The sequence below is a fragment of the Streptomyces coeruleofuscus genome (assembly GCF_039532725.1).
In the GTDB taxonomy this organism is placed as follows: Bacteria; Actinomycetota; Actinomycetes; order Streptomycetales; family Streptomycetaceae; genus Streptomyces; species Streptomyces coeruleofuscus.
In genome coordinates this window covers 474,051-486,554 of sequence record NZ_BAAASE010000001.1, presented here as the reverse complement: position 1 = coordinate 486,554, position 12,504 = coordinate 474,051, and the positions used below count along the sequence as shown (strand labels likewise).

At 71.9% G+C, this 12,504-nt stretch carries 11 protein-coding genes; 4 read left to right on the top strand and 7 right to left on the bottom strand.

Features of this window, described 5'->3' with window-relative positions; all coding sequences use genetic code 11:
- Positions 1-43 precede the first annotated feature (43 nt).
- The 4 genes from erm(O) to ABFX81_RS02025 form a co-directional block, all read right to left on the bottom strand.
- Positions 44-823, bottom strand: coding sequence for a 23S rRNA (adenine(2058)-N(6))-methyltransferase Erm(O) (gene erm(O), locus ABFX81_RS02040; RefSeq protein ID WP_086851669.1), 780 nt, complete (start codon positions 821-823; stop codon positions 44-46).
- 264 nt (positions 824-1,087) lie between these two features.
- The gene (locus ABFX81_RS02035; RefSeq protein WP_086851671.1) at positions 1,088-2,362 is read right to left on the bottom strand and encodes an extracellular solute-binding protein; all 1,275 of its coding nucleotides are present in this window, start codon (positions 2,360-2,362) and stop codon (positions 1,088-1,090) included.
- A complete protein-coding gene (locus ABFX81_RS02030; protein ID WP_086851674.1) occupies positions 2,362-3,195 on the bottom strand; it encodes an ABC transporter permease subunit in 834 nt (277 codons plus the stop codon). Before ABFX81_RS02030 ends, ABFX81_RS02035 begins: the two co-directional genes overlap by 1 nt.
- Positions 3,192-4,136 (bottom strand): ABC transporter permease subunit, encoded by a 945-nt coding sequence (locus ABFX81_RS02025; RefSeq protein WP_086851676.1) that lies wholly within the window; start codon positions 4,134-4,136, stop codon positions 3,192-3,194. Before ABFX81_RS02025 ends, ABFX81_RS02030 begins: the two co-directional genes overlap by 4 nt.
- Before the next feature lie 176 nt (positions 4,137-4,312).
- On the opposite strand from ABFX81_RS02025, the gene ABFX81_RS02020 reads away from it, so the two are divergent.
- Positions 4,313-5,176 carry a phosphotransferase gene (locus tag ABFX81_RS02020; RefSeq protein ID WP_086851678.1) on the top strand — a complete coding sequence of 288 codons (864 nt, stop codon included), beginning with the start codon at positions 4,313-4,315 and terminating at the stop codon, positions 5,174-5,176.
- Between the two features lie 4 nt (positions 5,177-5,180).
- Here the strand turns inward: ABFX81_RS02020 and ABFX81_RS02015 are convergent, their stop codons facing one another.
- Positions 5,181-6,086: a LysR substrate-binding domain-containing protein gene (locus ABFX81_RS02015; protein ID WP_086851679.1), complete on the bottom strand. Its 906-nt coding sequence runs from the start codon at positions 6,084-6,086 to the stop codon at positions 5,181-5,183.
- Positions 6,087-6,177: 91 nt separating this feature from the next.
- Here ABFX81_RS02015 and ABFX81_RS02010 point away from each other — a divergent pair, with 91 nt between their 5' ends.
- Positions 6,178-7,221 (top strand): EamA family transporter, encoded by a 1,044-nt coding sequence (locus ABFX81_RS02010; protein ID WP_086851682.1) that lies wholly within the window; start codon positions 6,178-6,180, stop codon positions 7,219-7,221.
- Positions 7,107-7,688, top strand: coding sequence for a YbaK/EbsC family protein (locus ABFX81_RS02005; protein WP_086851684.1), 582 nt, complete (start codon positions 7,107-7,109; stop codon positions 7,686-7,688). The genes ABFX81_RS02010 and ABFX81_RS02005 overlap by 115 nt, the downstream gene beginning before the upstream one ends.
- Before the next feature lie 39 nt (positions 7,689-7,727).
- Here the strand turns inward: ABFX81_RS02005 and ABFX81_RS02000 are convergent, their stop codons facing one another.
- Positions 7,728-8,444, bottom strand: a complete 717-nt coding sequence (locus ABFX81_RS02000; protein WP_086851686.1) for an exonuclease domain-containing protein — start codon at positions 8,442-8,444, stop codon at positions 7,728-7,730.
- Positions 8,445-8,583: 139 nt separating this feature from the next.
- A complete protein-coding gene (locus tag ABFX81_RS01995) occupies positions 8,584-9,855 on the bottom strand; it encodes an SAV2148 family HEPN domain-containing protein (RefSeq protein ID WP_346137760.1) in 1,272 nt (423 codons plus the stop codon).
- A 451-nt stretch (positions 9,856-10,306) separates the two neighbouring features.
- Between ABFX81_RS01995 and glgX the strand changes: the two genes are divergently transcribed.
- Positions 10,307-12,439: a glycogen debranching protein GlgX gene (gene glgX, locus ABFX81_RS01990; RefSeq protein WP_346137536.1), complete on the top strand. Its 2,133-nt coding sequence runs from the start codon at positions 10,307-10,309 to the stop codon at positions 12,437-12,439.
- Positions 12,440-12,504: the final 65 nt, after the last annotated feature.

Genomic DNA, 12,504 nt, shown 5'->3' with positions numbered 1-12,504 from the left:
CCGACGGTACGCGAGACGAGACGTCTCGTGCAACCATTTTGGTTCAGCAGGTCAGCTCCTCGTGCAGCCGCAGCCACCGCTCCGGCGCCACCTCGCCCACCAGCACGCCCTGGTCCAGCCGCGCCGCCCGGAACGCGGCGTCCACCCGCCGCCTCGGGTGGGCCCGCCGCAGCGACGCGTGCAGGGAGCCGCCGACCCCCGAGAAGCCCAGCTCGACCAGATGGCACCAGCTCCGGTACCCGGCGGCGTCGAGCAAAGGGGTGTCGCGCCGTTCCATGCGCAGCACCCCGGCGTCCACGCGCGGCACGGGGCGGAAGCTGCGCCTGCCGACGCGGCCCAGCAGCCGCCACTCGTAGCGGGGCCAGGTCCGGACCGTCAGCAGCGTCCAGCTGCCGTAGCCGCCGGTGCGTTTGCGGGCGTACTCGAGCTGGGCGAGCAGCGTGGCGTCGGTCAGGGCGGGAGCGCGCAGGCACCAGTCGACGACGGCCGCGGTACGGGAGAACGGCACGTTCCCGGCGACCGAGAACGGCGTGCGCGGCGGGCGCGCGGCCAGGAAGTCCGCGCCGACGACACGCACCTGCGGCGTGCCGGAGAAGCGGCTGCGCAGGACGGGCACGAGCCGTGGGTCGATCTCGTACGCGCGCAGCTCCCGGCAGCGTCGCGCCAGCGGGGCGGTCAACGCGCCTTTGCCCGCACCGACTTCGAGCAGCAGGGGGACCGGCCGGGTCTGCGGGGTGGCGAGCCGGGCGAAGCGTTCGGCCGTCGCGCGGTCGGCGAGGAAGTTCTGTGAGAGCGCGCGGGAGGTAGCGGTGGGGCGGGCCATGGCCTGCGGTCCTTGTCTTCCGTGAGGGATTGGGGGCAGCCGAAGGCCCCGACCGGAAGACAGCGGAGAGAAAGGACGTGAGACGCCGCGCTCAGAGGCTCAGCGGGCGTGGCTCCCCGGGCCGGTCAGGGCTCCGGGGCCGCGGCGCATCCGTCCGGCGTGCGCGCAGCCCCGGCCGTGACCGGAGATGTAGATCGCGTTGATTCCCACGGGCAGCACGCTAGGCGCTGCCGGTGACGACGCTCAACGGGATTTCGCCGGGGTTCAGCGCTGGTAGCGCGCCAGCACCAGGTTGCCGTCCTCCTCCAGGCGTTGTCGCAGCTCACGGATGCCGATCGCCCCGCTGTAGTACTCCTGGAGGGCCGGGGTCGCCACCTTGTCCTTCCACTCGGGGTAGCCCCGTACGGTCTGTGCGGGCGCCGGGCGCAGGTGGGCGGCGAGCGCGGTGCCCGTCGCCCAGCCGTGCTCGGGCGTGCGCAGGGCCGGGTCGTTCAGCGCCCGGGTGCCGGTCGGCAGCATCCAGTCGCCGAGGGCGAGGCGGACCATGTTCTCGGGCCTCAGCAGGAAGTCGATGAAGGCGGCCGCCTTCTTCTTGTGCGGGCAGTCCTCGGCGACGGACAGGGTCTGCGGGCTGACGCCCTGAGTGAGTCCCCCGGCGCCGGCCGGGGCGGGCAGCACCTGCCAGTCGAAGCCCTTCGGGGCCTGCTGCACGATCTGCTGGCGGTAGGAGAAGCCGAGCGGGACCATCGCGTATCTGCCGCCGAAGAAGCCGGGCAGGGTGTCGGAGCCGCCGCTGCCCAGGGTCGTGGGCGAGGCGCTGCGGTCGGTGCCGGCCTGGGCGTGGATGGTGCGCGGCACCACCTGGTCGGCCGCCTCGAACCGGATCGTCACCTTGCCGTCGGCCCCGCGGTGGAAGAGCTGTCCGCCCGTCGACAGGGAGAGGTTGAGGGTGGCGGAGACCGGTTCCTTCAGGGGCCAGGCGATGCCGTACTTCCCCCGGCCGCTGAGCTGTTCGGTGATCCGGCGGAACTCGGCCCAGCTCCACGGCTTCTCCGGGGTCGGGATCCGTACTCCGGACCGCTTGAGCCACTTCGCGTTGGCGATCAGGACGCGCGGTTCCTGGAGGAAGGGCACGCCGTAGATGCCGTCCCCGAAGGTGGTCGTCTCCCAACTGCGCTGCGGGATGTCCGACTTCAGCCGGGAGGGCAGCAGATCGGTGAGGTCGGCCAGGTAGCCGCCGTAGGCGAAGTCGGCGAGGTCGTCCGAGGCGTCGTGGATGATGTCGGGTGCCTCGCCGCCCTCGAAGGCGGTGAGGAGCTGGTCGTGGACGCTGTCCCAGGTCCCCTGGACGTACTCGACCCGGACGTCCGGGTGGGTGGCGTTCCACTCCCTGACCAGTTCCTTGTTGGCTTCGACCGACTCTTCCTGCCAGGCCAGGGACTGGAAGCGCAGGGTGATCCGGCCGTCGTCGCGGGTGCCGCCGGAGGAGCAGCCGGCGAGCAGCAGCAGGAGGACGAGGGCCAGCAGGCGGGCGCGCATCAGCTCTTCACCGCCCCGGTGAGCATGCCGCCCGTGATCCGCCGCTGGATGATCGCGAAGACGACCAGCGAGGGCAGCGTCGCTAGGAACGCGGCCGCCGCGAGCGGGCCGAGGTCGGCGACGCCCTCGGCGCCGATGAAGTGGGTGAGCACCACCGGAAGGGTCTGTTTCTCCGGCGTCTTGAGCAGCACGAGCGCGAAGAAGAACTCGTTCCACGCGGTGATGAACGCGAACAGCCCGGTCGCCACGATGCCCGGCGCGAGCAGCGGCGCCGTCACCGACACCAGCGTCCGCACCCGGCCCGCGCCGTCGACCGCGGCGGCCTCCTCCAACTCGGGTGGTACGGCCCGCACATACCCGGCGAGCATCCACAGCGCGAACGGCAGCGCCCACACCACGTACACCAGCACCAGCCCCGGCACGGAGTTGATCAGGCGGAGGTTCTTCAGGACGAGGAACAGCGGGATGATCAGCAGCACGAACGGGAACGCCTGGCTGACCACCACCCAGCCCGTCACCGCCTTCGCGAGCCGGGTGCGGCGCCGGGCCACGACGTAGGCCATCGGTGTGGCGATCAGCACGGCGATCACGGCCGCCGCGAGCGCGGCCAGCAGGGAGTTGAGGGCGGCGTGCAGCAGCGGCTGTTCGTCGAAGGCCTGCCGGAAGTTGGCGAGGGTCGGGTCGTTCGGAATCCAGGTCGGGTGGAGGCTGCCCAGCTCGCGCGGGGGCTTGAACGCGGTGGAGACCAGCCAGAGGAACGGGAAGGCGAGGAAGACGAGATACGCGAGCAGCGCGGTGTACTGGCCGACGCGGGCCGGGCGGCTGGTCCTCACGCGTCGTCACCTCCCCTGAGCCGGCCGGCGAGGAAGACGGCCAGGGCGATCGAGATCACGGCCACCATCACGCAGCCCATCGCCGCCGCGTAACCGAACTGCCCGTAGCGGAAGGCCTCTTCGTAGGCGAAGAGCATGGGCAGGCGGGACCGGCCGCCCGGGCCGCCGCTGGTGAGGACGTAGACCAGGGCGAAGGAGTTGAAGTTCCAGATGAGGTTGAGTGCGGTGATGGCCAGGGCGACGGGCCTGAGGGCCGGCCAGGTGACCGTGCGGAAGCGGCGCCAGGCGCTGGCGCCGTCGACCGCCGCCGCCTCGTGCAGTTCGCGCGGGGTGTTCTGGAGCCCTGCGAGCAGCGCGACCGTCGTCTGGGGCATGCCCGCCCAGACGCCCACGACGATCACGGCGGGCAGCGCGGTGGCCAGCCCGCTCAGCCAGTCGCGGCCGTCGCCCAGGCCGATGTCGCGCAGGGTCTCGTTGAGGATGCCCGCGTCCGGGTTGTAGACGAGCCGCCACATGATGCCCACGACGACCTCCGGCATGGCCCAGGGGATGATCGCCAGGGCGCGGGCCAGCCAGCGCAGCCGCAGGTCCTGGTTGAGCAGCAGGGCGAGGCCCAGCGCGAGCAGGAACTGCGGCACGGTCACGCCGACCGCCCAGACCAGCCCGATCCGGAACGACTCCCAGAACAGCGTGTCGTGCAGCAGGTCCCGGAAGTTGAGACCGCCGATCCACTGGGTGGGCTCGGTGCGGCCCGACTGGGCGTCGGTGAAGGCCAGCAGGATCCCGTACAGCAGCGGCCCGACGCTGAGGACCAGGATCGGGAGCAGCGCGGGCAGCACCAGGAACCAGGCGCCGTGGTCGACGACCCGCCGGGGCCGGGCCCCGCCGGGCGTGCGGCCGGCCGGTCTCCTCGGCGGCGAAGCCTCGGTCACCGATGTCACGGAATCAGCCCCTTTGCACGGCTCGGCTGGCCACGTCATGGTCGTGAAGGCGGTCTGCCTCGTCAAGGCACCGCGCATGCCGCCCCACCTGTGCCGATGCGACACTGACCGGCGGATGGCCGGAACCCGACGGCGGAAGACGTGGACGACGGCGGAGACCTGACGACGGAGGCGGAATGGACGAGGCACGGGCCCGGGACGTACTGGCCGCGGCGGGAGTGCTGCCCGGCGGGGCACGGGAGGCACGGCTGCTCGCGCTGGGCGAGAACGCGGTGTTCGCCGCCGGTGACCTGGTCGTCAAGGTGGGCCGAGACGCCGAACTCCTCGACCGGGCGCGACGCGAACTCGACATCGCGCTGTGGCTCGCGGAGGCGGGTGTGCCGGCGGTACGGGCGGCCGGGCCCGAGGCCCTGCTGGTCGACGGGCACCCGGTGACGGTGTGGCACCGGCTGCCCGACGCCGTACGGCCCGCCGAGCCGCGGGATTTGGCCGAACTGCTACGGCTCGTGCACGCCCTGCCCGCGCCCGCCCTCGATCTGCCGCCCCGCGATCTGCTGGGCGGTGTGGAACGCTGGCTGCGGCTCGCCGGGGACGCGATCGATCCCGCGGACGCGGCGTATCTGCGGGAGCGGCGGGACGGGTTCGCGGCGCAGGCGGAGGCGCTGACGCCGCATCTGCCGCCGGGGCCGATCCACGGGGACGCGCTGCCGCGCAATGTGCACGTCGGGCCGGACGGGCCGGTGCTGGTCGACCTGGAGACGGTCTCGGCCGATCTGCGCGAGCACGACCTGGTGGTGATGGCGCTCTCCCACGACCGGTACGGGCTGCCGGACGAGGCGTACGAGTCCTTCACGGAGACGTACGGCTGGGACGTACGCGCGTGGGAGGGGTGCGGTGTACTGCGCGGGGCCCGGGAGACGGCCAGTTGCGCGTGGGTCGCTCAGCACGCGCCGGGCAATCCGAAGGCGCTGGCGGAGTTCCGGCGGCGGGTGGCCTCGCTGCGGGAGGGGGACGAGACGGTGCGGTGGTATCCGTTCTGAGCGCCTACGGCTCTCCGCCCTGGATGCTTCGGGCGGCCCGGCGCAGCTCCGTGAGGACCGTGCGGACCGCGGTGCGGGCCGTGCGCTCGGGGCGGTACAGGGCGTCGATGTGGCGTCGCGCTCGCACTCCGCTGAGCGGCCGGAGCACGAGCGCCGGATGCGGGCGCATGGTCCAGCGCGGCATCAGGGCGATACCGCCCCCGGCGGCCACGGCCTCGGCGACCACCGAGAACTCGTTGATGCGATGGGCGAGATGGAGCCCGCGGCCCGCCGCGGCGGCGATGGCCTCGATGGTCGCCAGGACCGGGAACCCTTCGTGCACGGTGATCCACGGCTCGTCGGCCACGTCGCGCGGGGTGACGCGGCGCTTGGCGGCCAGGGGGTGGCCGGCGGGCATGGCCACGTCCAGCGGCTCGCGCAGCAGCGTCGTCGTGGCCACCGTGTCCGGCCATGGCGGGGCGTGGTCCAGACGGTGGGCCAGGACGACGTCGTACTCCCGGGTGAGCCGGGGGAAGTCCTCCTGCGGTACGTCCTCGTCGGCCAGCCTCGGCACCGGCTTGCCCGGACCGGCCAGCGCGCGCAGCAGCGGCGGGAAGAACGCGGCGCCCGCGCTGTGGAACGCCGCCACCGACACCTCGCCGTCAGGCCGTCCGACGAACTCCTCGACCGTGTGCCGTGCGCGTGCCAGCGCCGACTCCACCTCCACGGCCGCGCCCGCCAGCGCCTGCCCGGCGTCGGTGAGCACCAGCCGTCGCCCCTGGCGCTCGGTGAGCGGCACGGGGATCGCGCGCTGAAGCAGCCGCAACTGCTGGGAGATCGCCGACGGCGTCACCAGCAGCGCCTCGGCGACCGCCGTGACGCTGCCCAGTTCGCCGAGTTCCCGCAGGATCCGGAGCTGACGTTCGTCCATCGCCTCAGTGTAGGGACGATGTAGGCCTGCTAAATGATCGTTTTAGAGACTGGTACTGGGCTTCATGATGGCTCCGGTGCACCGTAGGCGGGTGTCCGACGTCCGTCGTACCGATGCGGTACTCCTCCTTGTCGCGCTCGTCTGGGGTTCCAGTTACCTGTCCGCCCAGACGGCCACTGCCGCGCTCCCCGTGCTGCTGGTGCTGTTCGCCCGCTACGCCCTCTCCGCGCTCGCCTGCCTCGGCGTCGTCGCCACCCGGGATCGCGGGTCGCGCCGGTGGACGCGGGACGAACTGCGGGCCGGGGTGCCCCTGGGGCTGACCCAGGCCGCGGTCCTGCTCGTGGAGACGTACGGCGTCGCGCACACCAGCGCCGCCAACGCCGGGCTCATCATCAGTCTGACGATCGTCCTCACCCCGTTCCTCGACCGCGGCGGCCACCGAGGCGCGCTGCCGGTCTCCTTCTTCGCCGCGACCGGCGTGTGCGTCCTGGCCGTCGGTCTGCTGATGTCCGGCAACGGCTTCCACGCGCCACGCCTCGGCGACCTGCTGATGCTCGGCGCCGCGCTGATCCGGGCCGCGCATGTCGCGCTGGTGGGCCGCTTCACGACCGGGCGGGCCGTTCGGCCCCTGCATCTGACGACGGTGCAGACACTCGTCGGCACGGCCCTGTTCCTGCCGGTCGCCGCCCACGACCTGCCGACGCTGGTCCGCACGGACCCGGCGACCTGGGCCCAGCTCGTCTATCTCGCCCTGTTCTGCAGTGTGTTCGCCTTCCTGGCCCAGACCTGGGCCGTGCAGCGCACGTCCGCCAGCCGGGCCAGCCTGCTGCTGGGCACCGAGCCGGTATGGGCCGTCGCGGTGGGCACAGCCCTGGGCGGCGAACACCTCACGCCCCTCACCGGCCTCGGAGCGGCCCTGATGGTGGCCGGTACGTACTGGGGGCAGGCGGTGGAACGGGCACACCGAAGCGCACCCGGCCCTCTGCCTCCCTCGTCCCACTCCCCCGACAAGGACTCCGCATGCCCGACGGCACCCACCGCGACCCCGGCCCGCACGACACCGACCGGCACGGCACCGGTCGGCACGACACCGGTCGGCACGACACCGGTCGGCACGACACCTACGGCCACCTGATCTCCCTGCTCTACTCGGCCGGCGTCGATTACCGGCTCATCGACCACGATCCCGAAGGCGCCACCGAAGCCGTCTGCGCGTTGCGCGGGCATCCGGCCGGCGAGGCCGCGAAGTGCATCGTGCTGCGGGTCAAGGTGGACCGTCGCACCACACGCCACGTCCTCGCGGTCGTCCCCGGGGACCGGCAGGTGGACCTGGACGCCGTCAGGGCGCTGTTCGCGGCCCGCTACGTGGGCTTCAGCGACCCCGGGACCGCCGAACGGCTGGCCCGCGCCGTGCCCGGTACGGTCCTGCCGTTCAGCTTCGATCCCGACCTGGAACTGGTCGCCGACCCGGACGTCGTGGCCCTGCCGAAGCTGTACTTCAACGCGGCCCGGCTCGACCGCTCGCTCCTCATCTCGGGCTCCGACTACGAGCGACTGGCCAAGCCCCGCATCGAACGCATCGCGACGCCCGCGCCGGTGTGACGGAGGGGAGCCACGGGTTTCCCAACCGGTGGGCGGGGCTTATGCGTCCGCCAGCTCCCGCAAGGGCCATGCCCCGTCCACCAGGGCCGTCGTGTCGCCCTTGCCGCGCAGGAAGTTCTGGAAGTCCGCCGCCCACTCCGCGTACCACTCGATCTGGCGGCGGTGGAGGTCGGCCGGGCCGAGGGAGGCGATCTTGGGGTGGCGGGCGGCTATCGCGCCGGCCAGGCGGGCCGCCGCGAGGGCGTCGGCCATGGCGTCGTGGGCGGAGTCGAGGACGACGCCGTACTCGGCGCAGACCGCTTCGAGGTTGCGCTTGCCGCGGCGGTAGCGGTCGACCCAGCGGTCGATGGTGTACGGGTCGATGACCGGGGCGGGGTCCACGCCGCCCAGGCGCTCGCGCAGGGACGGCAGTCCGTAGCGGCGCAGCTCGGCGGAGAGCAGGGTCAGGTCGAAGGCGGCGTTGTAGGCGACGACCGGCACGCCCGTCTTCCAGTAGGAGGTGAGGACGTCGGCGAGGGCGTCCGCCACCTGGTCGGCCGGTCTGCCCTCGGCCGCCGCCCGCTCGTTGCTGATGCCGTGCACCGCCACCGCGTCCTCGGGGATCGGCACCCCCGGGTCGGCCAGCCACTCCCGGCGCCCCATCGGCTCCCCGCCCCGGACCTCGATCACGGCTGCCGTGACGATGCGCGCCTCGCGCGGATCCGTGCCCGTCGTCTCCAGGTCGAAGCCGATCAGCAGCTCCCGGTGCCAGCCCATGGGCGGCCCCCCTTCTATGGTGCGTTCCCCCAGTGGTCTCCACCCTCCCATGCACCACTGACAATCAGAGGACCGCGTTCCGCTCAGCCCCCGCCGCGGCCGGGCGAACCACCACAACCACCGCACAGCGGGGCACGGTTCACGACACGGGCCGCGAATCCGCCCACATCACCTCGAACTCCTCGCGGTAGGTGGGGAAGAGGCCGCTTTCGTCGATCTCGCCCGACTTGACCACCTTGCCGCTGTTGCGCAGCACGAACACCGGTGCCTCCATGCCCCGGGTCCGGCGCAGGTAGTTCTGCACGACGGCGATGCCGTCCGCGCCGTCGCCGTCGACCAGGTACGCCGTGAAGCGCGGCGTCTCGTCGAAGACCTGGATCTCGAAGGCCCCGGGGTCGCGCAGCCGGGCCCGTACCCGGCGCATGTGCAGGATGTTCATCTCGACGGCCCGGCTGAGCTCGCCGCGCTTGATGCCCAGTTCGCGCTCGCGCCGCTTGACCGCGCTGGAGGCCGGGTTCAGGAACAGCAGCCGCACCCGGCAGCCGGACTCGGCCAGCCGGACCAGGCGGCGGCCGGAGAAGTTCTGCACGAGCAGGTTGAGTCCGATGCCGATGGCGTCGAGGCGGCGGGCACCGCCGAAGATGTCCTCGGCCGGGAACTGGCGCATCAGCCGCACCCGGTCCGGGTGGACGGCGACCACGTCGGCGTACCGGTCGCCGACCAGGTCCTCGACCGCGTCGATGGGCAGCCGGCGCGCGGAGGGCACGTCACCGCCCGCGCCGAGCATCTCCAGCAGCCGGGCGGAGGCGCGCTCGGCCTGGGCCAGGACGGCCTCGGACAGGGCCCGGTTGCGGGAGACGACGTTCCGGGTGACCTCCAGCTCGTCCAGGGCGAGCTCGACGTCCCGGCGGTCGTCGAAGTAGGGCTCGAAGCAGGGCCAGTGCTGCACCATCAGCTCGCGGAGCTGCGGCAGTGTGAGGAAGGACAGGACGTTGTCGTCGGCCGGGTCGAGGAGGTAGCCCTTGCGGCGGCTGACCTCGCGTACGGCGACGGCGCGCTGCACCCACTCCTGCCCGGCTGGTCCGGCGGCGGCCACCACCCAGTCGTCGCCGTGGACGGGTTCGTAGATGGGTCGCAGGACGGCGGCGACGACCGCGCGCAGCCGCTGCTCGACGAGGTTCAGCCAGATGTAGGCCCGGCCGGCCCGCTGCGCGCGGGTGCGCACCTCGCGCCAGGCGTCGGCGTCCCAGTCCAGTTCCGGACCGATCGAGCCCGTCGCGTCCATCGGCCGTGCCAGGGACACGGCACCGGTCGGGACGTCTGTGGAGTTCCCCTCGTGACCTTCGTCACCAGGGGGCAGCTCCCGCCCTCCCGAGCCCACCCGCGCACCGCCTTCCGCTCCCCCGAGCACTCCCGAGGGGCCTGGTCCCACCCAACGATCAAGGAAGGGTACTCCGGGAGCGGTCGGCGGTGCAGCCGGATGGGCAGGGTCGTTCTCAACCGTGCGGACGCCGGTGCCCGTTCCTCCGGCGCGAGCCCGGCCGGAGTGAGCGGATTCATGGCGGCCGGTCTCCTCGGCACGCTCCGTCTCGTGGTCGGCCGCTCGGTCGGCGGATCACGGCCGGGGCGGTCCGCCCCGGCTCCCCGCCGGACGGACCGCCCCGAGCCGGTCCCCGTGTCACATCTTTCCCCTACTCCCTCAAACGCCCCGGGAGTATCACTTGCCCCACTGGTTCGGCATAACGCGTATGCACTGGTCACCCGGTAAGAGGGACATAAGTCATAGGAGGTTCCCTCACTTTCGAGGAGACTCGAGGCCAAGGCGTCCCCACCGGCGCCGCTCACCTGAAAGAGTCGTATCCATGCAGGTCTGGCCTGGAGAGGCATATCCACTCGGTGCCACGTACGACGGCGCCGGCACGAACTTCGCGGTCTTCACGGAGGCCGCGGACCGAGTAGAGCTGTGTCTGCTGCACGACGACGGCTCGGAGACGGCGATCGAGCTCCGGGAGAGCGACGCGTTCGTACGGCACGCGTACCTGCCGGGCATCATGCCGGGGCAGCGGTACGGGTTCCGGGTACACGGCCCGTACGCCCCGGAGCGCGGGGTGCGCTGCAACTCCGCGAAACTGCTGCTCGACCCGTACGCGCGCGCGATCAGCGGTTCGATCAGCTGGGGCGAGGAGGTCTACGGCTACCACTTCGACGATCCCGACCGGCGCAACGATCTCGACTCGGCGCCGCACACGATGACGTCGGTCGTGGTCAACCCGTACTTCGACTGGGGCGACGACCGCCTGCCGCGCACCGAGTACCACCACACGGTGATCTACGAGGCCCACGTCAAGGGCCTCACCATGCGGCACCCGGGCCTGCCGGAGGAGCTGCGCGGCACCTACGCGGCCCTCGCCCACCCGGCGATCATCGAGCACCTCACCGAGCTCGGCGTCACGGCCCTGGAGCTGATGCCCGTACACCAGTTCGTGAACGATCACCGTCTGGTCGACATGGGCCTGAACAACTACTGGGGCTACAACACGATCGGTTTCTTCGCCCCGCACAACGCCTACGCCTCCTGGGGCGACCGCGGCCAGCAGGTGCTGGAGTTCAAGTCGGCGGTGAAGGCGCTGCACGAGGCCGGGATCGAGGTGATCCTCGACGTGGTCTACAACCACACCGCCGAGGGCAACCACCTCGGCCCGACCCTGTCCTTCAAGGGCCTGGACAATTCGCGCTACTACCGGCTGACGGACGACCCCCGCTACTACATGGACACGACAGGCACCGGAAACTCCCTGCTCATGCGGTCCCCGCACGTGCTCCAGCTGATCATGGACTCGCTGCGGTACTGGGTCACGGAGATGCACGTCGACGGGTTCCGCTTCGACCTGGCGGCGACGCTCGCCCGGCAGTTCCACGAGGTGGACCGGCTGTCGTCGTTCTTCGACCTGGTGCAGCAGGACCCGGTGGTCTCGCAGGTCAAGCTGATCGCCGAGCCGTGGGACGTGGGCGAGGGCGGCTACCAGGTGGGCAATTTCCCGCCGCTGTGGACCGAGTGGAACGGCAAGTACCGGGACACCGTGCGGGACCTGTGGCGGGGCGAGCAGCGCACACTCGCGGAGTTCGCCTCGCGGCTGACCGGCTCGTCCGACCTGTACCAGGACGACGGGCGGCGCCCGCTGGCCTCCATCAACTTCGTGACCTGCCACGACGGCTTCACGCTGCACGATCTGGTGTCGTACAACGACAAGCGCAACGACGCCAACGGCGAGGACAACCGGGACGGCGAGAGCCACAACCGGTCCTGGAACTGCGGCGCCGAGGGCGAGACGGACGACCCGGACGTGCTGCGGCTGCGGGCGCGGCAGATGCGCAACTTCATCGCGACGCTGATGCTGTCCCAGGGCGTGCCCATGATCAGCCACGGCGACGAGTTCGCCCGCACCCAGCACGGCAACAACAACGCCTACTGCCAGGACAACGAACTGGCCTGGGTCGAGTGGCCCGACGAGACAGAGGGCGCCGAGGGTGGTCTGAGCAAGGAGCTGCTGGCCTTCACGCGCGCGATGGTGTGGCTGCGCCGGGACCACCCGGTCCTCCGCCGCCGGCGCTTCTTCCACGGCCGGCCCGTGGAGGGCACGCACGACGACCTGTCCGACATCGCCTGGTTCACCCCCGAGGGCCGGGAGATGACCCAGCGGGACTGGGACTCGGCACGGGCCTCGGCGCTGACGGTGTTCCTCAACGGCAACGCGATCTCGGAGCCGGGACCGCGCGGGGAGCGCATCACCGACGACTCGTTCCTGCTGATGTTCAACGCCTCGCCCAAGCCGCTGGAGTTCCTGGTTCCGGTCAACCACGGGCGGCAGTGGCAGGTGGTGGTCGACACGGCCAGGGCGGACGGTGTGCCGCCGGGGACGGGCCCGAAGGTGCAGGCCGGGGACCGGCTGACGCTGGCCGACCGGAGCATGACGGTGCTCCAGCGGCCCGTGTAGCCGCCCGGGCGGCCCGTACGGCCGCCCGTGTCCGCACCGTCGCCGCATCGCCCGGAGAGAGCCAC

Bases quoted from the DNA above. Each gene is read 5' to 3' on its own strand.
- glgX (WP_346137536.1), top strand. From the start codon at position 10,307: ATGCAGGTCTGGCCTGGAGAGGCATATCCACTCGGTGCCACGTACGAC.
- ABFX81_RS02015 (WP_086851679.1), bottom strand. From the start codon at position 6,086: ATGGACGAACGTCAGCTCCGGATCCTGCGGGAACTCGGCGAACTGGGC.
- ABFX81_RS02020 (WP_086851678.1), top strand. From the start codon at position 4,313: ATGGACGAGGCACGGGCCCGGGACGTACTGGCCGCGGCGGGAGTGCTG.
- ABFX81_RS02035 (WP_086851671.1), bottom strand. From the start codon at position 2,362: ATGCGCGCCCGCCTGCTGGCCCTCGTCCTCCTGCTGCTGCTCGCCGGC.
- ABFX81_RS02000 (WP_086851686.1), bottom strand. From the start codon at position 8,444: ATGGGCTGGCACCGGGAGCTGCTGATCGGCTTCGACCTGGAGACGACG.
- ABFX81_RS02005 (WP_086851684.1), top strand. From the start codon at position 7,107: ATGCCCGACGGCACCCACCGCGACCCCGGCCCGCACGACACCGACCGG.